Origin of the sequence: Allobosea sp. UNC402CLCol (assembly GCF_000745475.1) — a bacterium.
Lineage (GTDB): Bacteria > Pseudomonadota > Alphaproteobacteria > Rhizobiales > Beijerinckiaceae > Allobosea > Allobosea spartocytisi.
In genome coordinates this window covers 29,468-52,812 of sequence record NZ_JQJJ01000009.1, presented here as the reverse complement: position 1 = coordinate 52,812, position 23,345 = coordinate 29,468, and the positions used below count along the sequence as shown (strand labels likewise).

18 protein-coding genes and 1 tRNA gene are annotated in these 23,345 nt (G+C 68.5%); 10 read left to right on the top strand and 9 right to left on the bottom strand.

Annotated elements, in window-relative coordinates:
- Nucleotides 1-97 precede the first annotated feature (97 nt).
- Nucleotides 98-1,558 carry an FAD-dependent oxidoreductase gene (locus GY40_RS07575; protein ID WP_051987648.1) on the top strand — a complete coding sequence of 487 codons (1,461 nt, stop codon included), beginning with the start codon at nucleotides 98-100 and terminating at the stop codon, nucleotides 1,556-1,558.
- A 10-nt stretch (nucleotides 1,559-1,568) separates the two neighbouring features.
- Nucleotides 1,569-3,023, top strand: coding sequence for a sensor histidine kinase (locus GY40_RS07570; RefSeq protein ID WP_051987647.1), 1,455 nt, complete (start codon nucleotides 1,569-1,571; stop codon nucleotides 3,021-3,023).
- A gap of 24 nt (nucleotides 3,024-3,047) precedes the next feature.
- Here GY40_RS07570 and GY40_RS07565 read toward each other — a convergent pair whose 3' ends face one another.
- Complete coding sequence (locus GY40_RS07565) at nucleotides 3,048-3,677, bottom strand: S24 family peptidase (protein ID WP_038360547.1); 630 nt, start codon at nucleotides 3,675-3,677, stop codon at nucleotides 3,048-3,050.
- Between the two features lie 168 nt (nucleotides 3,678-3,845).
- Between GY40_RS07565 and GY40_RS07560 the strand changes: the two genes are divergently transcribed.
- Both GY40_RS07560 and GY40_RS07555 read left to right on the top strand, forming a co-directional pair.
- On the top strand, nucleotides 3,846-4,187 hold the full coding sequence (locus tag GY40_RS07560) for a DUF952 domain-containing protein (RefSeq protein ID WP_038360546.1): 342 nt from the start codon (nucleotides 3,846-3,848) through the stop codon (nucleotides 4,185-4,187).
- A gap of 73 nt (nucleotides 4,188-4,260) precedes the next feature.
- The gene (locus GY40_RS07555; protein WP_038360543.1) at nucleotides 4,261-5,349 is read left to right on the top strand and encodes a quinone-dependent dihydroorotate dehydrogenase; all 1,089 of its coding nucleotides are present in this window, start codon (nucleotides 4,261-4,263) and stop codon (nucleotides 5,347-5,349) included.
- Between the two features lie 6 nt (nucleotides 5,350-5,355).
- Here the strand turns inward: GY40_RS07555 and GY40_RS07550 are convergent, their stop codons facing one another.
- From GY40_RS07550 to GY40_RS07540, 3 genes are all read right to left on the bottom strand, one after another.
- A complete protein-coding gene (locus GY40_RS07550) occupies nucleotides 5,356-5,610 on the bottom strand; it encodes a DUF6460 domain-containing protein (RefSeq protein ID WP_038360541.1) in 255 nt (84 codons plus the stop codon).
- A 151-nt stretch (nucleotides 5,611-5,761) separates the two neighbouring features.
- Nucleotides 5,762-6,442 (bottom strand): response regulator, encoded by a 681-nt coding sequence (locus GY40_RS07545; protein WP_038360538.1) that lies wholly within the window; start codon nucleotides 6,440-6,442, stop codon nucleotides 5,762-5,764.
- Nucleotides 6,443-6,556: 114 nt separating this feature from the next.
- Nucleotides 6,557-8,194, bottom strand: coding sequence for a cisplatin damage response ATP-dependent DNA ligase (locus tag GY40_RS07540; protein ID WP_038360535.1), 1,638 nt, complete (start codon nucleotides 8,192-8,194; stop codon nucleotides 6,557-6,559).
- 113 nt (nucleotides 8,195-8,307) lie between these two features.
- Here GY40_RS07540 and GY40_RS07535 point away from each other — a divergent pair, with 113 nt between their 5' ends.
- On the top strand, nucleotides 8,308-9,081 hold the full coding sequence (locus tag GY40_RS07535; RefSeq protein ID WP_051987646.1) for an SGNH/GDSL hydrolase family protein: 774 nt from the start codon (nucleotides 8,308-8,310) through the stop codon (nucleotides 9,079-9,081).
- Between the two features lie 22 nt (nucleotides 9,082-9,103).
- Here GY40_RS07535 and GY40_RS07530 read toward each other — a convergent pair whose 3' ends face one another.
- Nucleotides 9,104-10,174, bottom strand: coding sequence for a ligase-associated DNA damage response exonuclease (locus GY40_RS07530; protein ID WP_038360532.1), 1,071 nt, complete (start codon nucleotides 10,172-10,174; stop codon nucleotides 9,104-9,106).
- A 23-nt stretch (nucleotides 10,175-10,197) separates the two neighbouring features.
- Here GY40_RS07530 and GY40_RS07525 point away from each other — a divergent pair, with 23 nt between their 5' ends.
- The 5 genes from GY40_RS07525 (at nucleotide 10,198) to GY40_RS07505 (ending at nucleotide 15,601) form a co-directional block, all read left to right on the top strand.
- The gene (locus GY40_RS07525; RefSeq protein ID WP_038360529.1) at nucleotides 10,198-11,157 is read left to right on the top strand and encodes a class I SAM-dependent DNA methyltransferase; all 960 of its coding nucleotides are present in this window, start codon (nucleotides 10,198-10,200) and stop codon (nucleotides 11,155-11,157) included.
- Nucleotides 11,158-11,397: 240 nt separating this feature from the next.
- Nucleotides 11,398-12,147 carry an SDR family NAD(P)-dependent oxidoreductase gene (locus GY40_RS07520; protein WP_112763060.1) on the top strand — a complete coding sequence of 250 codons (750 nt, stop codon included), beginning with the start codon at nucleotides 11,398-11,400 and terminating at the stop codon, nucleotides 12,145-12,147.
- A 77-nt stretch (nucleotides 12,148-12,224) separates the two neighbouring features.
- Nucleotides 12,225-14,711, top strand: coding sequence for a ligase-associated DNA damage response DEXH box helicase (locus tag GY40_RS07515; RefSeq protein WP_038360524.1), 2,487 nt, complete (start codon nucleotides 12,225-12,227; stop codon nucleotides 14,709-14,711).
- A complete protein-coding gene (pdeM, locus tag GY40_RS07510; protein ID WP_038360521.1) occupies nucleotides 14,708-15,415 on the top strand; it encodes a ligase-associated DNA damage response endonuclease PdeM in 708 nt (235 codons plus the stop codon). Before GY40_RS07515 ends, pdeM begins: the two co-directional genes overlap by 4 nt.
- Before the next feature lie 111 nt (nucleotides 15,416-15,526).
- A tRNA-Thr gene (locus GY40_RS07505) sits at nucleotides 15,527-15,601 on the top strand.
- 168 nt (nucleotides 15,602-15,769) lie between these two features.
- On the opposite strand, the gene GY40_RS07500 is transcribed toward GY40_RS07505, so the two are convergent.
- From GY40_RS07500 to GY40_RS07485, 4 genes are all read right to left on the bottom strand, one after another.
- The gene (locus GY40_RS07500) at nucleotides 15,770-16,441 is read right to left on the bottom strand and encodes an AroM family protein (protein ID WP_038360518.1); all 672 of its coding nucleotides are present in this window, start codon (nucleotides 16,439-16,441) and stop codon (nucleotides 15,770-15,772) included.
- Nucleotides 16,442-16,502: 61 nt separating this feature from the next.
- Complete coding sequence (locus GY40_RS07495) at nucleotides 16,503-18,170, bottom strand: OPT/YSL family transporter (RefSeq protein ID WP_051987644.1); 1,668 nt, start codon at nucleotides 18,168-18,170, stop codon at nucleotides 16,503-16,505.
- A 54-nt stretch (nucleotides 18,171-18,224) separates the two neighbouring features.
- Nucleotides 18,225-22,073: a hydantoinase B/oxoprolinase family protein gene (locus GY40_RS07490; RefSeq protein WP_038360515.1), complete on the bottom strand. Its 3,849-nt coding sequence runs from the start codon at nucleotides 22,071-22,073 to the stop codon at nucleotides 18,225-18,227.
- Entirely contained in the window at nucleotides 22,070-22,855 is a 786-nt protein-coding gene (locus GY40_RS07485; RefSeq protein WP_051987643.1) for an IclR family transcriptional regulator, read from the bottom strand. Before GY40_RS07485 ends, GY40_RS07490 begins: the two co-directional genes overlap by 4 nt.
- Between the last annotated feature and the right edge of the window lie 490 nt (nucleotides 22,856-23,345).

Below are 23,345 nucleotides of genomic sequence, written 5' to 3'. Positions count from 1 at the left end.
CGATCTCCCGCCAGGCCGGTCTTTGCCAAATCGGCCTTGATTCCGCCCACTCGACAACGCATCAGCGATGGGGACAGCAGGCGGAGCGGATCACCCGGTGAGCGATGCCAAGGCCAAGGCGGCGAAACCCGCCGCGTTGACACCCGATCTTTGCGTCATCGGCGCCGGCGCCAACGGCATCGCGCTGGCGATCGCGGCAGCGGCCTTCGGCGCGCCGGTCGTGCTGATCGACCGTCAGGCGACGGGCGGGCGGACGACGTCGCTCGCCGCCAAGGCGCTGGTCGAGGCCGCCACCCGCATCCAGGACATGCGCGAAGCCGACCGGCTCGGCGTCCCGGTCGAGGTGCCTGAGGTCAACGACGCGCTGATTCACGACCATGTGCAACGGGCGCTGGCCACGACCGCCACCAACCAGCAGGCGGAGCGGCTCAAGGCACTCGGCATCCATCTGATCCAGGGCGAGGCCCGCTTCATCGACCGCGGCAGCGTTCAGGTCGGCGACATCGCCATCAAGGCCCGCCGCTTCGCCATCGCGACCGGATCGCGGCCGGACATCCCCGCATTGCCGGGGCTGGCCGAGCTCAATCCGGCACTCGCCCTGAGCGAAGACGCGCTGTCCGGGCTGACGCGTCTGCCGGGACGGCTGGTCGTCCTGGGCGGCAGCGGCCCCGCCGTCGCCCTCGCCCAGGCTTTCCGTCGCCTCGGCAGCACCGTCGCGCTGATCTGTCCTGCCGGGATTCTGCCGGAGCATGATGCCGAGGCGGTAATGATCCTGCGGCAGAAGCTGCTGCGGGAAGGCGTGACGCTGCACGAGGACAGCGAGGCGGTGCGGGTCGAGAACCGCCGGTCCGGGCTCAAACTGACCCTCGCCGGGTTGTCGGGAGAGGCGACGCTCGAAGCCTCGCATATCCTCGTCGCCGGCCGCAGGCGGGCCGATATCGAAGCGCTCGACCTCGATCTCGGCGGCATCCGCAGCGATGCGGACGGCGTGGCGGTCGACCGCAGCCTGCGGACGGCCAATCGCCGGGTCCATGCGCTGGGGAGCTGCGCCGGCGGCGCCGCGGCCGGCTCCCGCGAGCTTGCGGGCAACGACCATGTCGGCATCGTGCTGCGCAGCGTCCTGTTCCGTCAAAAGGGCTCGCTCGATCCGACCGGCAATCCCCGCATCGCCTGGAGCCGGCCGGAGATCGCCTCCGTCGGCGACTGGCGCGCCGTCAAGGATGCCCGGCCGGGCACGCTGCGCTTCCTGCGCTGGCCCTTCGCCGAAGTGCCGGCGGCGGCCGCGGCCGGACGGACCGAGGGCTATGTCAAGCTCGTGACCGACCGGAGAGGGCGGCTGCGCGCCGTCACCATCGTCGGCGATGGCGCAGGCGAGCTGATCGCGCCCTGGTGCGTCGCGCTGAACGCCGGGCTCGACGTCAAGGCCATGGCCGGGATCGCCCTTCCGGAGCTGGCGGCCTCCGATGCGTCGCGGCGTGCGGCGCTCAGCTTCCTCGCCTCCGCCACGACGAGCCCGCGCCTGCGCAGGCTCATCGGCTTTCTGCGCCGTTTCGGCTAAGATTGGGTCGATGCATCCACCCGGCCTGCCCAGACACAACCTGTCGATCAGCGTACCGCGCGGCCTGACCCGGCTCGGTCTTTCGGCCAAGCTCCTGCTCGTCACCGTGCTGTTCGTGATGCTGGCGGAGGTGCTGATCTACGTCCCCTCCATCGCGAATTTCCGGCGCAACTGGCTGAACGACCGGATCGCCGCGGCGCAGGTCGCGGCGCTGGTGCTGGAGGGCGCGCCTGAGGACGGGTTGCCGGAAGGCAGCGAGAACCGGCTGCTCATGGGTGTCGGCGCACGCTCCATCGCGGCCCGCGTCGCCGGCGCCCGCCGGCTGCTCAGCCTGGATTCGATGCCTCCGCCCGAGGTCTCGCGCTCCGTGGACCTGCGCAATCTCGACTGGTGGACCTCGATCCGCGAGGCGATCTCGGTGCTGGTCGCGCCCGCCACCATGCCGATCCGCGTCGTCGGCGAGGCCGTCGGCGGGGCGGATTTCGTCGAGATCGTCATCGACGAGGCGCCGCTGCGGCGGGCGATGCTGAAATTCTCCTGGAGCCTGCTGCTGATCTCGCTGCTGCTGACCGGGCTCACCGCGCTTGCCGTCTATATCGCGCTCAACGCGCTGATCGTCGGGCCGATCCGGCAGCTCGCCGCCAATGTGATGGAGTTCGAGGCCGATCCGGAAAACCCGCAGCGGATCATCGAGCCCTCGCTCAGGGCCGACGAGATCGGCGAGGCCGAGCGCGCGCTCGCCCGCATGCAGGGGACGCTCGCAGACGAGCTGCGCACCAAGAAGCATCTCGCCGAGCTTGGGCTCGCCGTCAGCAAGATCAACCACGATCTGCGCAACATGCTCGCCGCGGCGCAGCTCATGTCGGACCAGCTCGTCGAGACGCGCGACGCCAAGATCAGGCGCTTCGCGCCCCGGCTGATCGCGACGCTGGGACGCGCCATCGAATTCTGCCAGGCCACCCTCGCCTATGGCCGCGCGGCCGAGGCGACGCCCGCGATCAGGCAGGTAGCGCTGCGCCAGCTCGTCGCCGAGCAGGCCGAATTGCTGGGGCTCTCCGACAACAGGCACTTGCGCTTCGACAATCAGGTTCCGGCCGAGCTCGTCGCACCCTGCGACCCCGACCAGATGGCGCGCGTGCTGACCAATCTCATGCGCAACGCCATCCAGGCCCTGACCCAGGCGGGCACTGAGGGCGACAACCAGCCGATGCTGACCGTGAGCGGGATGCCGGCGAACGGCTCGGCCACGCTGCGCGTCATCGACAATGGCCCGGGCGTGCCGCTGCGAGCGCAGGCCAATCTGTTCCAGGCTTTCCGCGGTTCGGTCACGCCCGGCGGCACCGGCCTCGGCCTCGCCGTCGCGGCCGAGCTCGTCCGGCTCCATGGTGGCACCATCGAACTCGAACCCTCACCGGTCGGAGCCGTCTTTCGGGTCTCATTGCCGCTGCGCCGCAACGGGCACTGAATCGCGGCGCGCGATGTCCCGCCGCTACTGGCTCGCCCAGATCACGCGGGCCATGAAGGCGATCTCGGCGAGGTTCAGCACCCTGTCGGAATGCTCCGGATTGAGCGAGGCGAGCTCGACGGTCTTGGCGGTCTGGCGCTTGAGCTGCTTGGCCAGCACCTCGCCTTCCACCGTCTTGACCACGACCCGGTCGCCGCGCCGGACCGTCGCGGTCGGCGAGACGATGATGGTGTCGCCATCGCGATAGAGCGGCAGCATCGAATCGCCCGAGATCTCCAGCGCATAGGCCTTCTCGTCGGTCACGCCGGGGAAGGCGACCTCCTCCCAGCCCGTGCCGGCCGGAAAGCCGCCATCGTCGAAGAAGCCGCCCGAGCCGGCCTGGGCGAAGCCGATCAGCGGGATGGTGCGTGCCGGCGCGGGCGCGCGCTTGAGCACCACGCTCATGAACTCGTCTAGCGAGGCGCCGGTCGCGGCCAGGATCTTGGCGATCGATTCGGTCGAGGGCCAGCGCTCGCGGCCATCGGGCCCGAGGCGCTTCGAGCGGTTGAAGGTCGTGGCGTCGAGCCCGGCCTTGCGAGCCAGCCCCGAGGCGGTGAAGCCATAGCGCTGGGCGAGCGTGTCGATCGCCCCCCAGATCTGGTCATGTGACAGCATCGCTCAGGGCCTCGCATGGCTCTTGCCGTTCGGCGGGGATAGGCAATAGGAAATATCCCCTATCTCATAAGATTTCAATCCGATTCTCGCCACATTCACGGCATGGCTTGCGGAAAGCTCCTGCCACTGGCCATACCGTCCATGACCGTTCTCGCGCGAGACTCAACGATGCCGCTGATCTACAAGATATGCCCGGCCGCCCTCTGGCGCGAAGCCGAGGAAAAAGGCCGGTTCGAGGGTGCGCCCGTCGATCTCGCCGATGGCTACATCCATCTCTCGACCGGCACGCAACTCGCCGAGACCGCCGCGAAGCATTTCGCCGGGCAGGACGGACTGCTCCTGATCGCGGTCGAGGATTCGCGGCTCGGGACCGCGTTGCGCTACGAGCCGTCGCGCGGCGGCGCGCTGTTTCCGCACCTCTATGGGCCGCTCGATCCCAAGGCCGTGCGCTGGGTGATGCCCCTGCCGTCGAAGAGCGACGGCAGCCACGCGCTTCCGGCTGATATCTGAGCCCATCACCGCCTCGCGGCTGCGGCGAAAAATCCATATCCAACAGCGCGTAGGATGCTCTAAAGACCCCGGCATGCTCTCAAGCCTCTTCCATCTCGCCCGCCCCCTGATTCACCGGATGGACGCGGAGGCGGCACACCGGCTGACGGTCGCGGCGCTGGCGGCGGCGCCGGCGCTGAAGCCGGCTCCCGACGACCCCGTGCTGGCGATGGAAGCCTTCGGCCTCTCCTTCCCGAATCCGGTCGGGCTTGCGGCCGGCTTCGACAAGCATGCCGAGGCGATCGACGGCGCGCTGGGGCTGGGCTTCGGCTTCGTCGAGGCAGGGGGCGTGACGCCGCTGCCGCAGCCCGGCAACCCGCGCCCGCGCGTCTTCCGGCTCGTCGAGGACGAGGCCGTGATCAATCGCTACGGCTTCAACAGCGAGGGCGTCGAGGCCATGGCGCGGCGTCTCGCGGCCAGGCAGGGACGCGGCGGCATCGTCGGAATCAATCTCGGCGCCAACAAGGATTCGGCCAACCGGGAGGCGGATTACGCGATTTTGGCGCGGCGTCTCGCGCCGCTCGCCGATTTCCTCACCATCAACGTCTCCTCGCCCAACACGCCGGGCCTGCGCAACCTGCAGGCCGAGAGCGCGCTGGACGATCTGGTGGCGCGTACGCTCGCAGCCCGCGACGAGGCCGCGGCCGGGGGCAAGCGCACGCCGGTCCTGCTCAAGATCGCGCCGGACCTGACGCTGCCCGAGCTCGACGGCATGGTCGCGGTCGCGCGCAAGCGCGGCATCGACGGCATGATCGTCTCGAACACCACCGTCGCGCGGCCGCAGAGCCTGCGCAACGCGGCGAAAGCCGAGACCGGCGGGCTTTCCGGCAAGCCGCTCTTCGCCGCCTCGACCAGGATCCTGGCCGAGACCTTCCTGCGCGTCGAGGGGCAGTTTCCCTTGATCGGGGTCGGCGGCATCGATTCGGCCGAGGCCGCCTTTGCCAAGATCCGGGCCGGCGCGACCCTGGTGCAGCTTTATTCGGCGCTGGTGTTCAAGGGGCCGGGGCTGGTCAAGGAGATCAAGACGGGGCTGGCCGCGCAGGCGCGCCGGGCGGGGCTGCCGCGCCTCACCGCCCTGATCGGCCGCGACGCCGCCGCGATCGCGCGTGGCGAGGGGCTTTAGCCGCAGCTACTTCCGCGCCGCGAAAAGCCGCATCAGCAGCCAGAGCGGCACGACGACCAGCGCGCCGGCGATGAGCCAGTCGCCGACCTCGCGGATGGCGCCGAAGCCGAGCCCCGTGATCGAGCGGATGAAGCGGGAGGCCGCCTCGAAGAGCCCGCGCGGCGAGAGGCCGAGAAAGGCCATGGCGGCGCCGACGAGCAGCGAGATGAAGATCAGCCTGACGAGGACGCTGAGCGGCGAGCCGCCGATGAACCGTTCCATGAAAGCCCTGGCATCCTGCTACGCGCCCCCGCATCTGCGGGGCGCTGTCCACTGTCTTAACCTGAAACCCGCCGCGCTTGAACGGCGCCTGAACGCCGTTTGCACAGCCGCGCTGCGTCCGGGCGGCCCCCCCCGAGGGGGCCCGGCAGCCTCAGGCGGAGGCGCCGGCTCCGGTGGTCGCCCAGGCGGTGCCGGCGATCTTCGAGGCGGCGATGACGGCCTGCGTGCGGCTGTCGACGTCGAGCTTGGTCAGGATCGCCGAGACATGCGCCTTCACCGTCGCCTCGGAGACGCCGAGCTCATAGGCGATCTGCTTGTTGAGCAAACCTTCCGACAGCATCATCAGCACGCGCACCTGCTGCGGCGTCAGCGTCGAGAGGCGGCGGACCATGTCGGCCACCTCGGCATCGACGGGGGCTGCGAGATCGACGCCGGGCGGGGTCCAGACGCCTCCGTCGAGCACGGCGCGGATCGCCTCGCCCATCTGGGCGACATCGGCCGTCTTGGGGAGGAAGCCGAGCGCCCCGAACTCGATGCAGCGGCGGATCACCGCCGGGTCGTCATTGGCCGAGACGACGATGACCGGGATCTCGGGATGGTCGGCCCTCAGGAAGAGCAGGCCGGAGAAGCCCTGGACGCCCGGCATGGTCAGATCGAGCAGGACGAGATCGGCATCACCGCCGCTCGCCAGCGCCTCGGTCAGGGCTTCGAGCGAGCCGACCTCGCTGACCTCCGCGCCCGCAATGGCGTGCGAGACGGCCTGTCGCAGCGCCCCGCGAAAGAGCGGGTGGTCGTCCGCGATGACGATCCGTGTCGAAGGCTGCTTGCTCATCGCGCCACTCCGTATTGTCCTTATTGCGACCCTGTGGTTGCGACTCTTTTATTTTGCCTCAGGCGCGAGGCGGATCACAAGCATTGCCAGCGCATGGGCGCAACCCATCCGCCGTCAGCCATTGGTCGGCAATAGCGCTTCCAGCACCTCGATATGGTCGGCCTCACCAGGCGGCTTGTCCCAGCGGATGCGGTTGATGCGGGGAAAGCGCATGGCGAGCCCGGATTTGTGCCGCGTCGAGCGCTGCAAGCCCTCGAAAGCAACCTCGAAGACGAGGCCGCTTTCAGCCTTATGCACCACCTCCCGCACCGGGCCGAAGCGGTTCAGCGTGTTCTTGCGGACATATTTGTCGATCTCGAGCAGCTCCTCGTCGGTGAAGCCGAAATAGGCCTTGCCGACCGGCACCAGCTCGAGACCGCCCTCCTCGCCCACCCGCCAGACGCCGAAGGTGTAGTCGGAATAGAAGGAGGAGCGCTTGCCGTGGCCGCGCTGGGCGTACATCAGCACGCAGTCGACCAGCCGGGCATCGCGCTTCCATTTCCACCAGTAGCCCTTGGGCCGGCCCGGCAGATAAGGCGAGTCGCGCCGCTTGATCATGCAGCCCTCGACGGCTTCCGCATCGGCGCCCGCCCCGGCCCCGGCCGGATCGGCGCGGGCCGCCGTCAATTCCTGCCATGACCCGAAGGGGATCAGCGGCGAGAGATCGAAGCGCGGGCTGGCAAGCCGCGACAGGAAGGCTTCGAGGCGCTCGCGCCGCTCCTCGAAGGGCAGGTGGCGGATATCCTCCTCGCCATCGACCAGCAGATCGTAGACGCGGATATGGGCAGGGAATTCGCCCAGCATCTTCACTGTGACGGTCTTGCGGTTGAGCCGCTGCTGCAAGGTGTTGAAGCTCTGGACCGCGCTCTCGCGCATCACCAGCAACTCGCCGTCGAGCGCGCCATCCTGCGTCAACTCCTCGACGAGATCGGGAAAGGCGTTGGCGATATCCTCTCCGGTGCGGGAATAGAGCCGGGTCACGCGGCTTCCGTCACCGCGCCGGCCGCTGGCGGCCTGGACGCGGATACCGTCCCATTTCCACTCGGCTGAGAATTCGGCCGGATCGAGCTTGTCGAAATCGCCGTCCTCGATCGGATGCGAGAGCATGACCGGGCGAAACGGTGCGGGATCGCGCGCTTCCGGCCGCGGGCCCCTGCCCTCCAGCCAGGCGAAGAGCTCGGCATAGGGCGGCTCCAGCCCGTGCCAGACCTGCTCGACCTCGTCGGCCGGCACGCCGCCGAGGCTCGCCGCCGCCGTCTTGGCGAGGCGAGCCGAGACGCCGATCCGCAAGGCGCCGGTGATGAGCTTCAGGAGCGCCCAGCGGCCGGTCTCATCGAGCGCGTCGAGCCAGGAGGCGACGAGGCGCGGCAGGTCGGTCTTGCCGGCCTCGCGCAGGCTCTCGACGACCTCCGGCAGATGCGGCACCGCGTTAGCGCCATGCCGGGCCGGCCACATCAGCGCGACCGTCTCCGAGAGATCGCCGACATAGTCATAGGACAGCGCGAACAGCACCGGATCGGTGCGCTCGGCGATCAGCGCGCGGATCAGCCCGGCCTTGGCGTTGCGGAAGACGAGCCCGCCCGTCATCGCCGCCAGCGCATAGCCGCGATCGGGGTCGGGCGTGGTGCGCAGATAATCGGCGATCAGCGCGAGCTTGGCGTTGCGGCGCGGCTCATAGGCGAGGCGGTCGAGCAGCCAGGCGAAGCGATTCATGGTGTCACCGCGTCGCCACATCGAATCGTTGCATGCTTCTTGCACCGCATCGTTCAGATACCGTTCATGAAGCAAACCTTAACGGCAGCAGTGTAGCCAGGAGACAGACGCCAATGCGTGCCGCGATGCGGTTTCTTGCCTTGCCTGCCGTCATCGCTGCCACGCTTTCGGTCGGAGCCCCTGCCCAGGCAGCCGGCTTCTCCTGCCGCGAGACGCCGATCGTCCAGTCGCGCGCGGTTCTCGCGCCGCTGGCCGACAAGGTCGCGCAAGGGCGCCCGCTCACCATCCTCGCCATCGGCTCCTCCTCGACCGAGGGGATCGGCGCCAGCGCCAAGGACAAGACCTATCCCGCCCGTCTTCAGGCTTTGCTCGGCAAGGCCTGGTCGAAGGCGCCGGTCGAGATCGTCAATGCCGGCATTGGCGGCGAGACCGCGCCACAGACACTCGCGCGCCTCGAAACCGCGCTGGCCGGGCGCCATTACGATCTGGTGATCTGGCAGGTCGGCACCAACGACGCCGTCAAGGGCGGCGATCTCGAGGCCTTCCGCGGCATGGTCCGCGAGGGCATCCGGCTGGTGAAGCAGGCGAACACCCCTCTCGCCATCCTCGACCCGCAGTTCTTCCCGACGGTGCGCGATTCCGACAATTACAAGCGCTTCGTCGCGGCTGTCGGCGATGTCGCGCGGCGCGAGGCCGTGCCGGTCTTCAGCCGCTACGAAACGATGCGGGAATGGCACGACAGCGATGCCGAGGCCTTCAAGGCGGCGCTGTGGAGCGACGGCTTCCATATGAGCGATGCGGGCTATGACTGCCTCGCCCGCGACATGGCGAATGCGCTTGTCGGCATGACCGCGCCGAGCCGTCCGGTCGTCGCCTCGGCGCGCTGATTCACTCTCCCAGCCGTCGTTTTCACGCCACCGGCGCATCGGCTGCCTCCGCTTCCGACTCCGCCTCGCCCTCGTCGCCATAGCCGACGAGATGCAGCGGCTTGGCCTTGAGGCCCGCCGTGCCGCACCAGTGGACCAGCGCCTCGGCCTCGCCATGGGTCACCCAGATCTCGCCGGCCTGCACCTCGCGGATCGTCGCCAGCAAATCGTCCCAATCGGCATGGTCGGAGATTACCAGCGGCAATTCGACGCCCTTCTGGCGGGCACGCGCCCTGATCCGCATCCAGCCCGAGGCGAAGGCGGTGACGGGGTCGGGGAAGCGACGCGCCCAGAGATCCTGCGTCGCGCTGGGCGGGCAGATGACGATCTCGCCACCGAGCGTCTTGCGGTCCGTGCTCGCGACCAGGCGGATCTCGCCGAGCGGGATGCCTTCCGCTTGATAGAATTCGGTGATCGTCTCGACGGCACCATGGATGTAGATCGGCTTTTCGTATCCGGCCTCGCGGATCAAGGCCATGACGCGCTGCGCCTTGCCGAGCGAATAGGCGCCGACGATATGCGTCCGCTCAGGGAAGAGCCTGACGGATTCCAGGAGCTTCCCGACCTCGCCATCGGCCGGCGGATGGCGGAAGACCGGCAGCCCGAAGGTCGCCTCGGTGATGAAGATGTCGCAGGGCACCGGCTCGAAGGGCGCGCAGGTCGGGTCACGCTCGCGCTTGTAGTCGCCGGAGACGACGATCCGCAGGCCGCGGCTTTCGACCACGATCTGGGCCGAGCCGAGGACATGGCCGGCGGGAACGAAGGTGAAATCGACCTCGCCGATGCGGACCACCTCTCCAGGCACCGCGACCTGCTGCGAACCGGCGAACCCCTCGCCATAGCGCAGCGCCATGATCGCCAGCGTCTCGCGCGTCGCCAGCACGCTGCCATGGCCAGCACGGGCATGGTCGGAATGGCCATGGGTGATGAGCGCACGCGGCACCGGGCGCACCGGGTCGATATGAATGTCGGCCGGCGGGCAGAAGAGCCCGGCCGGGGTCGGCACGAGCAATTCGGCGGGGCGCCAGCGCGGGCTTTGTCTGGCCAGTGTCATTCTCCTCGGCTAGACCGGCTGGCATGAGCGAGACCGGCCAGACCACGCATCATTCCAGTTCCGGCGATCCGATGCTCGACCGACGCTACGCCTGGGCGGAAGCCGCGCTCAAGGAGGGCGACGCGCAAGCCGCCGTCGAGATCCTCGACCAGACCCTGGCCGGGGCCTATCACTTCACCGCAGCCTGGCATCTCTACGGGCTCGCCAAGGAGGCGCTCGGGCACAGGGAGGATGCCGCCACCGCCTGGCGGCAATGCCTCGACCTCGACCCCAACGACCATTTCGGCGCCAGGCTCGACCTCGCCCGCATCGGCGCCATGCCGGCCGAGGAGGCGACCTCGGAGAATTTCTCCGGCGCTCTGTTCGACGGTTACGCCGAGCGCTTCGACAGCCACCTGACCCAGACCCTGCACTACAATGCCCCTGCCCTGCTGAAGGATGCGCTGCGGCGCTGCTGCGACAACGCCGCGCGGCCCTTCCGGTTCGACACGGTCTACGATCTCGGCTGCGGCACCGGGCTGATGGGCCAGGCGATCCGGGCCGAGAGCGGCTTCCTCGCCGGCTGCGATCTCTCGCCGCGCATGATCGCGCGGGCCCAGGCCAAGACGCGGGAGGATGGCGCGCCGCTCTACGACAAGCTCGCCGTCGCCGGGCTGACCGCCTTCCTGGCGAGCCGCCCGGACCAATCGGCCGATCTGGTGATCGCGGCGGACGTCTTCGTCTATCTCGGCGAACTCGCGCCGAGCTTCGCCCAGAGCGCACGGGTGCTGACGACCGGCGGGCTCTTCGCCTTCACGGTGCAGAGTCATGCGGGCGAGGGCGTGGTCGTCGGCGATGACAGGCGGTTCGCGCATGCGGAAGGCTGGCTGCGGGAGCGGCTGGGGGAAGCGGGGCTTACCCCCCTACTCGTCGAGCCCGCCAGCACGCGGCAGGATCGCGGCGTGCCCGTGCCGGGGCTGCTGGTCGTGGCGGAGCGGCGGTGAAGGCATCCCGCCGGGGATGACCCCCGGCATTTCCCGGGCCGTCCAAACAGCTGGATCGCGCCGGTTTCAGCGACCGGATGGCGGGCAGGCGCAGAATCTCGCGAAAGCGGATCGCCCGAAGACGGGCATCCTCGCCCGCGGGCCGTGCAACTCCGTATACACATTGACGGCCCTTGAAGCGGCGGCTTTCGCCTGAGCAATAGGGACATTCACACATTCGTCTCAATGGGGGGTGCCCGCATGGCCAAGGAATTCACCGGCAAGCGCGTGATCGTGATGGGTGGCAGCCGTGGCATCGGGCGCTCCATCGCGCTGGGCTTTGCAGCAGGCGGCGCGTCCGTTTCGATCTGCGCCCGGGGCGCGGGGCCGCTGGAAGCGACGCGCCGGGAGATCGAGGCGCTCGGAGTCACGGCTCACGCCGCCTGTGTCGACCTCGCCGACGCGGAGGCGATCGCGACCTATGTGCCGGAGGCAGTGAAGGCTCTCGGCGGTCTCGACATTCTGGTCAACAACGCATCGGGCTTCGGCCATTCGGATGACGACGAGGGTTGGGCCGCGTCCTTCAACATCGACATGATGGCGGTCGTCCGCGGGAGCCATGCAGCCATCCCGCACATGAAACCGGGTTCGTCGATCGTCAATATTTCGTCGATTTCGGCTCTGCGAGCCTCGTCGCGCTCGGCACCTTACGGCGCGATCAAGGCGGCGGTCATGCATTACACCGCCAGCCAAGCGAAGATGCTGTCGCGGAAAGGCATTCGGGTCAATTGCGTCGCGCCGGGCTCGATCGAATTCCCAGGCGGCTCTTGGGAAGATCGAAAGACATCGAATCCCGAGCTCTATCAGGCGACGCTGGCCAACATCCCCTTCGGCCGCATGGGAAAGCCCGAGGAGGTCGCCGCGGTCGCGCTCTTCCTTGCCTCCGACAAGGCCAGCTGGGTCACGGCCCAGACCGTTGTTGTCGATGGGGGGCAGCTCGTAGGCCCCTGATCGCGAATCGGCGGCGAGCCGCCACAACGCGTTATTCCCCTTTCGTTCTCCTGCGCCACCCCCTATCTTCGGCCGGCATGGCCGCGCCCTCCCCGCTTCCTCCCGCCTTCGAGGCCTGGTTCGCCAGCCGCGGCTGGAGCGTGCGGCCACATCAGCTCGCCTTGCTGGAAGAGGCCCGCGCCGGGCGCTCGACGCTGCTGGTGGCGCCGACCGGCGCCGGCAAGACCCTCGCCGGCTTCCTGCCTTCGCTGGTCGAGCTCGCAGAGCGCGGCGGCCGGCATGACGGGTTGCACACGCTCTACATCTCGCCGCTGAAGGCGCTCGCCGTCGATATCGCCCGCAATCTTGAAGCGCCCGTGCGCGAGATGGGATTGCCGATCACGATCGAGACGCGCACCGGCGACACCTCCGCCGCCAAGCGCACACGCCAGATCCAGCGCCCACCCGATATCCTGCTGACGACGCCGGAGCAGCTCGCGCTGCTCGTCTCCCATCGCGACGCCGCGCCGTTCTTCTCATCCTTGCGCCGCATCGTGCTCGACGAGTTGCACGCGCTCGTCACCTCCAAGCGCGGCGACCTGCTTTCGCTCGATCTCGCGCGGCTGAAGGCGCTGGCGCCGCAGGTTTCCGCCGTCGGCCTCTCGGCGACGGTGCGCGAGCCCGCCGATCTCCAACGCTATCTCGGCGGCGCCGAGACGCCGGCCGGGCTCGTCACGGTCGCGGGCGGCGCGCAGCCGCGCATCGGCATCCTCGATACGCAGCGGCGCCTGCCGATCGCCGGCCACACCACGCTGCATGCCATGGCCGAGGTCTATGACGCCATCCGCACGCACAAGCTGACGCTGGTCTTCGTCAACACGCGCATGCAGGCGGAATTCGCCTTCCAGGCGCTGTGGAACCTCAACGACGACAATCTGCCGATCGCGCTGCATCACGGCTCGCTCGACGCCCAGCAGCGCCGCAAGGTCGAGGCGGCGATGGCGGATGGGCGGCTCAAGGCCGTGGTCTGCACCGCGACGCTCGATCTCGGCATCGACTGGGGCGATGTCGACCTCGTCGTCAATCTCGGCGCACCGAAGGGGGCGAGCCGCCTGATCCAGCGCATCGGCCGCTCCAACCATCGCATGGACGAGCCCTCCGAGGCGCTGCTGGTGCCCTCCAACCGTTTCGAGCTGCTGGAGTGCCGCGCCGCGCTGGAGGCCGTCCACGAGGCCGCGCAGGACACCCCGCCGCCGCGCATCGGCGCGCTCGACGTGCTCGCCCAGCATGTGCTCGGCGTCGCCTGCTCGGACGGCTTCCAGGCGGATGCGCTCTATGAGGAAGTCCTCACAGCTTCCCCTTACGCCGGGCTTGCCCGCGCGGATTTCGACGCAGTCGTCAATTTCGTCGCGACCGGCGGCTATGCGCTGAAGAGCTATGAGCGTTTCGCCAAGCTCCGGCAGGACAAGACCGGCCTCTGGCGCGCCAGCCATGCCCGCGTCATCCAGCAATACCGCATGAATGTCGGCACCATCGTCGAGGCAACGATGCTGAAGGTCAGGCTCGGCCGGGCGCGTCCCGGCAGACCTGGACAGCCCGGCATGATCACCCGCGGTGGCCGCGTGCTCGGCGAGATCGAGGAGTATTTCGCCGAGACCATGGTGCCGGGCGACACCTTCGTCTTCGCCGGCGAAGTGCTGCGCTTCGAGGGCATCGTCGAGAACGAGGCGGTCTGCTCGCGCGCCACCGCCGGCACCGATCCGAAAATCCCTTCCTATGATGGCGGCAAGTTTCCGCTCTCGACCTTCCTGGCCGAACGCGTGCGCGCCATCCTGGCCTCGCCCGGCCTCTGGCATACGCTGCCGGAGGAGGTCTCGGCCTGGCTGCACGCGCAGAAGCTGAAGTCGCGGCTGCCCAAGCCCGGCGAGCTTCTGGTCGAGACCTTCCCGCGCGGCGGGCGCTTCTATCTCGTCGCCTACCCGTTCGAAGGCCGCCTCGCCCACCAGACGCTCGGCATGCTGCTGACGCGGCGGCTGGAGCGCGCCCGGATGCGCCCGCTCGGCTTCGTCTGCAACGATTACGGCATGGCCTGCTGGACGCTCGGCGACATGACGGCGGCGATCGCCCGCGGCGCACTCGATCTCGACGACCTGTTCGCGCAGGACATGCTCGGCGACGATCTCGAGGAGTGGATGGCGGAATCGGCCCTGATGAAGCGCACCTTCCGCTCCTGCGCGATCATCGGCGGCTTGATCGAGCGGCGCTATCCCGGCCAGGAGAAGAGCGGCCGGCAGGTGACGATCTCGACCGATCTCGTCTACGACGTGCTGCGCCGGCACGAGCCCGACCATATCCTGCTCAAGGCGGCGCGGGCCGATGCGGCGACGGGCCTGCTCGACATTCGCCGGCTTGGTGAGATGCTGACACGGATCAGCGGCCGAATCGTGCATCAGCCGCTCGACCATGTCTCGCCGCTCGGCGTCTCGGTGATGCTGGAGATCGGGCGCGAGGCGGTCTTCGGCGAGGCGGCCGACGAGATCCTGGCGGAGGCAGAGGCGATGCTGACGGAAGAGGCGATGGCGTGACGGTTGCAGCCGCAGCGCTGGCGACAACGGGCGAGGCCTTCATGCTGGGCCGGCTCGCGCTCGTGCCGGACATTTCGGGCGCGCTCTGGCTGCCGGAGGAGCGCACGCTCGTCGTCGCGGACCTGCATCTGGAAAAAGGCTCGGCCTATGCGGCGCGCGGCGTGATGCTGCCGCCCTATGATTCGACCGCGACACTGGCCGCACTTGGCCACGCGATCCTGCGCCATCAGCCGGCGCGCGTGATCGCGCTCGGCGACTCCTTCCACGACCGGCAGGCCGAGGACCGGCTCGCACCGCAGACGCTCGCTGCGCTGCACCTGCTGCAGCAAGGCCGCGACTGGCTCTGGATCACCGGCAATCATGACCCGTCGATCAGCCACCGCGTCGGCGGCGAAAGCGCGGCAGAGATCAGCCTCGCCGGCGTGACGCTGCGCCATGAGCCCGATCCGGCCGAGAACGGCTACGAGATCGCCGGGCATCTGCACCCTGCCGCCAAGGTCAGGATGCGCGGGCGGGCGGTCCGGCGGCGCTGCTTCGCGCTGTCGACGCGCCGCTGCGTGATGCCGGCGATGGGCGCCTATGCCGGCGGCCTCAACCTGCGGGACGCCGCTTTCCGGCCGTTGTTCGGCGGGCGGCTCAGCGCGCATCTCATCGGCGACGGCCGTCTTTTCCGAATTGATCCACGGTTATTGCTGCCGGATTGAGAGAGCGGGTTGCGTCCGCCCCGCGCTTATGGCATCAGGGCGCCGCTTCGCAACGATGCCGCGCCGCAGCCGCCCTCCGGGACGACCCAGCGCGACTTGGCTGACGATCCTGCTGCCGTAGCTCAGTGGTAGAGCACTCCCTTGGTAAGGGAGAGGTCGAGAGTTCAATCCTCTCTGGCAGCACCAGCCGGCTCTCGAAGAGCAAAACACCTCACATGACGTCGGCCGGCGAGCATGCGGGCTCAATGCGCGATCGACTGGCATAAGCCTGGCCGGCTCCGGACATCATCGCCGATGCTCCGGTCAAGCCCGAGCATCGGCGGCGGAGGCTGTCGAAGCACAGCAGGCTTCGACTCAGACCAGCTCCGAGACGAGCTTGGACACTAGGCTGTTGGAGAGGATGACCGGCAGCCCCGCCGCCGCGGCCGCCCGCCGATGGCTTTCGACGAAACCCATGCAATCCATCAGCAAGATTTCGGCGCCCCGGTCGCGGAGGTCCCGAGCGGCGACGGCGACGGCGTCGAGATCGCCTTGATAGGGCGAGGCGGCCGCGTAGAGCGGCGCCGGATCGAGACCGGCCCATTTGCCGGCCTCGCTGTCGATCTGCTCGACGAGCGGCACGATGATGCCGAGCCGCGCGCCGCGCGCCAGCGCCGCCACCGTCGGCGGCAGGATACGGTCGGGCTCGATGAAGCGGGCCTTTCGGGTCGAAAGCTTCTCGAAATGCCCGGTGCACAACATCAGGATGGTGGTGCAGCCCGCGGCTTCCAGAGCGTCGAGCTTGTGCTGGGCGGCAGCTTCCGTGCGGGCGCGATCGATCACGACCGAGGAGCCGTCCAGCAGGCGGGTGATCAGCGGGGCCTTGCCGGGAAGCGGGGTGAAATCCCGCGCGATCTCATCGCGGCTGAGGCCATCGAGCACGCCGGCATGGATGCGCGGAAGACCGGCGTCCAGCACCGCATCGAGAATCGGGGTGATGTCGGCGCGCGGCGCCTGCCCGATGGTGAGCGTTCCAAGCTTGCCCATGGCGATGATCCTCTTCCGGACGCGAAAGGCCCCGGGATGCTGGTCCCGGGGCCTGTTTTGGTCAGGGCTTGGTGACGTTCTTGATGACCGAATCGAAGAACGAGAAGATCGCGTCGCCGGCGATGATGCCGGCGGCGAAGACCTCCATATCGCCCTCGCCGCTGTCGCCGCGCAGCTTCTCCCAGATCAGCCGGCAGACGATGCCCGCCAGCACCGCCCAGCCCGCCATCGGAAAGCTGATCAGCAGGCCGGTGGCGAAGAGCACGCCGATCTGCCGCTTCGGCCCGCCGATGAACTGCAGGATCGCGCCGGGGATGGCCCAGAGGAACAACTGCCAGGCGACGCCCGGCGCCACGCCGGCCTTGATCGTCGCGGCATAGACCTTGTCGACGGGCGCCACGAGGTTCCGGTCGAAATAGGACTGGTAGGAGAACAGCACCACGATGCCGGCGATGACGAAGGCGAACATCGCGGCGAAGAGCTGCTGGCGGCGGCCTTCGCGCTCGAAGGCCGGATCGACGCCGTGGCCGCGCAGGATGTAGCCGGCCTTGAGGTCGTAGCCCATATCGGCGAAAGCCGGGCCGGTCGCCGCCGAGAAGCCGACCAGCAGCGCCAGCGCCGGCATCGGGAAGCCGATCAGCATGCCGATGATCAGCGTGATCAGCGCCACCGCAAAGGCCGGGAACCAGCCGGAATGCATCGCGGCGAGGCCGACGATCAATTCATGCACATAGGCCGCGAAGGCGGCGTAGAGCACGAACAGGATGAGCATGCCGATCGACATGTCGCTGATCAGCCCGCCGACCAGCGCGATGAAGACCGCGATGACGAGATAGCCGATGGTGCCGAGGCCGAGCGCCCGGCGGACTTCGGTGTCGGTGACGCCCTCTTTGGCAGCTCCGGATGTCTCGCCGCGCTTGAAGAGCAGCATTCCGACCTGGATCAGGGCGACGAGGCCGGCGCCGATCATGAAGCCGTGCGGAATATAGGCGGCCATCAGATCCCCCTTGGGGATGATGGTCTCGAAGAGCGGGCCGCCGAAGAGCTGGCCGGAATAGCCGCGCAGCAGCAGGCCGATGCCGAACATCGTCAGCGCCCAGACATTGCCGATGAAGGCGACGCCGAAGGCCGACATCGGAATGCCGCTCACCGCCGTCGAGCCGGCGAAGCCGATCCAGGCCAGCGGAACCTTGACGAAGGAGACGACCACGCCGGTGAGGAAGCCGACGCCCATCAGGGCCGCCTTCCGCCCGCCCTCGTCGCCGGCCTTGATCGCCTCGGCGGCGGCGACGCCCGGCGGCCAGGCGCCCTGGGCGGGGAAGACGCGGGAATCGAACATCCGGTAAAGCAGATAGCCGTCGAGCAGCATGGCGAAGAAGGCGCCGGCCAGCATCGGCAGCACCAGATCCGGCCGGTTGAGCAGCCAGGGAATGCCGACCGGCAGGAGCAGGCTGTTCGCAGCGCCGAAGGTGGCCGAGGAGATCGCGCTCTGAGCCAGGTTCTGCACATGGATCGAGCGGTAGCGGGCGAACATGGCAAGCGGCACCCGCGCCAGCGCCATCGCCGCCAGCGCACCGATCAGCGAGGTGTTCGCGGTGATGCCGAGCGACACCAGAAGCTGCATGCCGATGATCGAGCCGAAGACGCAGAGAATGGCGATCAACGCCAGTGTCGCCGGCTCGAACAGACTCGGGTGCCGCTGAGGCACTCCGTTGTTTTGGTGTGTCATGCCTCAGTCCCCTCATTGCCCCTGTCGGGCTGTTGTCAATCTCGATGTCTGCCGTCAGGCAACAAGGATGCCGGCCTTGGCCTCGCCCACATCCTGCGTGGCATGCGCTCCCTGCACGCCGTAATCGCGCTTGGCCGCATCCGGAGAGACCAGCCCCAGCGCGATGTCGCGGGCGATCGCCTCCCGCGAGCGCTCGGAGGCCGGGCCGTAGCCGGCGCCACCAGCGAGCACGAGCTCGACGATCTCCTGCGGCTGGCGGACCTGGACGAGCTCGCCGGTGCCGACGTCCTTCAGCACATGGCCTTGCTCGTCGATCACCCGGCCGGAAGCCCCGCCACCGGCCTTGCCGCCGAACAGGCCGGGAATCGGGTTGTTGACACCCTCCGGATAGAGCGAGACCAGCGTCGGCAATCCGTCATCCGAAAGCTTGCGCAGCCGCACACGCTGGCCGAGGCCGCCGCGATGCTGACCGGCGCCGCCGGAATCGGTGAGATAGGCCTTCTCGACCACCAGCACCGGAACCCGCGATTCGAAGGTCTCGATCGAGGTGTTCGCCGCCGAAGTCGGGTAGAGCAGGCCGGACTTGCCGTCGCCCTGGGCCGAGCCACCCTGGCCGCCGCCGCAGAAGAGCATGTCGGAATAGGTGTCGCCGGCCGAGTCCCGGCCATAGACACTCGCCGCCACCGGCAGGCCGGTGAAGGCCTGGACCTGCTTCGGCGCCGCTTCCGACAAGGCGCGGAAGATGTTCGGCGCCAGATACCAGCCGGTGCGGGTGCGCAGGTTCACCGCCAGCGGCTTGTCGCAGTTCAGGATCGAGCCCTTCGGGGCCTCGACCGTGAAGGCGCGGTAGCAGCCGGCATTGCCGCGGACATTCGGCGTCAGCATGCATTTCAGCGGATAGGTCGCATGCGCCATCGTGTAGTTGAGCGTGCAGTTGAGCCCGCCCTGCGGTAGCTGCGGCGGGGCGCCGGCGAAGTCGAGATGGATCGTGTCGTCCTTCACCGTCAGCGCCAGCGGATAATGCATCGGCGTGCCCAGCGGGTTGTTGGAGGCGGTGCCGTGATAGATGCCGTCCGGAATGGCGCGGATGGCGTCGCGCATCGCCTTCTCGGAACGGCTCTGCACGACATGGGCCAAGGCGCGCAGGTCCTGCATGCCGTAATCGGTCAGGAAGGACTGCAGGCGCTCGGCGCCGATGGCGTTGGCCGCGACGAAGGAGTGGAGGTCGCCGAGCACCTGCTCGGAATTGCGCACGTTCTCGGCCAGCAGGCGCACCAGCGTCTCGTTGATCCGGCCGGCCTCGTAGAGCTTCATCGGCGGGATCTGGAAGCCCTCCTCGTAGATCTCGCGGGCCCGGAGCGAATCCTTGGTGCCGCCGATGTCGGAGACATGGCCGACCGTGCCCATCAGGCCGACGACACGGTTACCGAGGAAGACCGGCGTCACCACCGCGATGTCGAAGAGATGGCCGGCGCAGAGCCAGGGATCGTTGGTGATCAGCACGTCGCCGGGCTTGAGCGTCTCGGCCGGATAGCGCTCCAGCAGCGCCTTGACTGCGCGCGGCAGCGTCAGGTTGAACACCGGCATGGCGCGGGGCGAATGCGCCAGCGTCTCGCCTTCGGGGTCGAGCAGTTCGCAGGCGAAGTCCTGCGCTTCCGAGATCACCAGCGAGAAGGCGGTGCGGCAGACCGTCAGCCACATCTCCTCGACGACGTTGATCATCCGGCTCCACATGATCTCCAGCGAGATGGGATCGGCCTCGATCCGGCGCGCGGCCTCGGCCAGCGGCATGTCGGCGGTGATCGTGGTCTCGGCCGCATTGGCCTGTCCGACATGAACCAGCAGGTTCAGCACATCGTCGATGGCGACGCTGTCGCCAGGCGGGACGATCGTGGTCGCTTCGCGCTCCTCGATGATCGCCGGTCCCTTGATGCTGTCGCCGGAGCGCAGCGCGTAGCGGTCATAGACGGTGGCCTCGCTCCAGCCGCCCTCGAACCAGGCCTTGCGGGTGCCTTTGATCTTGTTGGTGGCGTCGCCGCCACCGGCCGCGCCGGACAAGGAGAGCGTCGGCACCGGACCGGCGCAACGGACGCGGAAATTGATCGCTTCCAGCCGCGCGCCCTCATAGACCGAGGTGTAGCGGGCGGAATAGGCCTTGCTGAAGGCCGCGCGGATGGCCTCCAGGCTCGACGCATCGATGATCCCGGCCGGCAGCGGCACGGAGATATCGTGCATCTGGCCGACGAGGCGCATATCGGCCGTCCGCTCGACCGTGACGTCGTCGGACTTCACGCCGGCCTCGGTGAGGTGCTTGCGGCCTTCGACTTCGAGATCGCGGAGCACAGCATTGACGGAGGCCGCATCGAAGCCCTCGGAGAACTCGACCGGCAGCGAACGCACCATGTCGAAGGAGAGCGGTGCGGCGAGGAAGCCGAGCGCGGAGGCCGCGCCAGAGGCCGGCGGGATGATGACCTGCTTGACGCCGAGCACGCGGGCGACATCGACGGCATGGGCCGGGCCGGCACCGCCGAAACCGACCATGGCGTAATGGCGGGGGTCCTTGCCCTTCTCGACGAGATGGACGCGGGCGGCGGCGCCCATGCTCTCGACCACGACCTTGTGGATGCCCCAGGCGGCTTCCTCGATCGAAAGGCCGAGCGGCGCAGCGACGGTCGAGACGGCCTTGCGCGCCGCCTCCAGATCGAGCGCCATGCGCCCGCCCAGGAAGAAGCCGGGATCGTAATAGCCGAGCACGAGATTGGCGTCGGTGACGGTCGGCTTGGTGCCGCCCATGCCGTAGCAGGCCGGACCGGGATCGGAGCCGGCCGAATGCGGACCGACCTTGAGCAGGCCGACCTCGTCGATCGCGGCGATCGACCCGCCGCCGGCACCAATCTCGATCATGTCGATGACAGGGGCCTTGATCGGCAGGCCGGAGCCCTTGGCGAAGCGGTTGACGCGGCCGGCTTCGAGCATCGGCGCAATCTCGGCGCGGCCATCTTCAATCATGCAGGCCTTGGCGGTGGTGCCGCCCATGTCGAAGGAGATCACGTCCTTGTGGCCGGCGAGCTCGCCGAACAGCGCCGTGGCGAGGCCGCCGCCGGCCGGGCCGCTTTCGAGCAGGCGGATCGGGAAGGTGCGCGCCGTCTCGGGCGAGACGAGGCCGCCGGCCGAATGCATCAGGCGGAGCGCACCGGTGAAGGAGCGGGCCGCGAGCTCGCGCTCCAGCCGCTGCAGGTAGCGGCGCATCAGCGGCTGGACATAGGCATTGGCCGCCGTGGTGACGAAGCGCTGGTACTCCCAGATCTCGGCGACGACCTCGCTCGACAGCGAAACGGTCAGCTCCGGACAGGTTTCGCGGACGATCCGGCCGGCTTCCTGCTCGTGAGCGGGGTTGCGGTAGCTGTTGAGGAAGCAGACCGCGATCGCCTCGCAGCCGGCGGCTTCGAGCTCGCGGGCGGCCTTGCGCACGGCGTCCGCGTCGAGCGCGGTGACGACCTGGCCGTCGCGATCCATGCGCTCGGCCACTTCGAGGCGATGTTCGCGCGAGACCAGGGGATCGGGGAAGGTCAGGAACAGGTCGTAAATGTCGTAGCGCTGCTCCGTCCCCATTTCGAGGATGTCGCGGAAGCCCTTTGTGGTGATCAGGCCGAGCTTCGAGCCCTTGCGCTCGATCACGGCATTGGTGACCAGCGTCGTGCCGTGGACGATGTCGCCGACATCGGCCAGCGTGATCCCGGCCATCTCGGTGAGCTCGCCGAGGCCGATCAGCGCCGCTTCGGAGGGGTCATGCGGCGTGGTCAGGCGCTTGTGCAGGCGGACGGAGCGCTCCTGCGAATCGTAGAGGATGAAATCGGTGAAGGTGCCGCCGATGTCGAAGCCGATACGCCAACGATTGCTCATGGAGCGGTCTCCGCGATGGAAAGGTTCAAGGGATAGAAGCGCTTGTCCTGGGTCAGGGCCGCGATCTCGGCGGCCCCCTCCCCCAGCGATCGGATGATGGCGAGGCGCTCGGCCGGCTCGACGATGGCGGCCGGAAAGGAAATACAGAGCGCGACCTCGTCGCCCGTCTCGGGATCCCCGACGGCGACCGAGACGGCATGCACCCCGCGCACCGCCTCGTCGTCGGATTCGGCATAGCCCTCGCGGCGGGTCAGTGCGAGGCGGGCGAGCAGGTCGTCGATATGCTGCGGGGCGGTGACCGAGGGCGGGACGAGCCCATTCGGATAGAGCGCCCGGACCTCGTCGTCGCTCAGCCGGGCCAGCAGGGCGCGCCCGGTGCTGGAGGCGAAGGCGGGCAAGCCATCGCCGATCGTCGTGACGACCCTGAGCGCATGTCGGCCGGAATGGGCGGTCACGCCCATCACCTCGGCGCCGCGGCGCACGCTGATATAGCCGGTATGGCCAACCGCGTCGGAAATGCGGCGGACAACCGCATCGCTACGGTCAACCAACGATGCGGCGAAACGATAGAACTGGCCAACCCGGCAGAGCAGCACGGCCGGACGGTAGCGCTTGCTGTCGCCGACCGTTTCCAGGAGCCCCTCGTCCCGCATCGCCCTGAGCAGGCGCGAGGCGTTGCTCTTCGGCATGCCCAGCAGCGTGACGAGATCCGTGACGGTGACATCGTGCCGCGTGCTGGAAAAGCAACGAAGCACATCCGCAGCCGCCGACAAGATCGACATTCGCACGCCTCAGAAAGTGTTCCAAAAAATGGAACTCAAGTTCCATTAATAGAAACATGGCACCGAACGGGCGCAGCGTCAATCGGACGCGGCGGCTCGGATCGCTGAAAGATGGGTGACCGCCGGGTTGGGCATCGCGGCCGTGGGCACCCGGCAGGTCGCGCACCGAAAACCCCGTCCAGGCCTCGCCTGCGGGGTTTTCGGGCCTGTTGCATCCGAGGGGATGCGCGGAGCCGGGCGGCGTTCGCAGTCGACGGCTGCGTGCCGATGTCGAGTCGATGTCGAGAGTGTCGAACAGCGACGACCTCGCGCTGCCCGGCTCCGCGCACGGGTATCTGGGGGTCCGCCTCGCTTGATGACGCCCGGCAAGGGCGGGGGCCTGCCTGTTCGGCCCGTGCGAAGTCGGCACCTCCGCGCCACCAAAGAGAGGATCATCGTGATCGCGTCCTGTCGGACGCGCGGCAATCCAGCGGACCCGCAACGGTCCGGG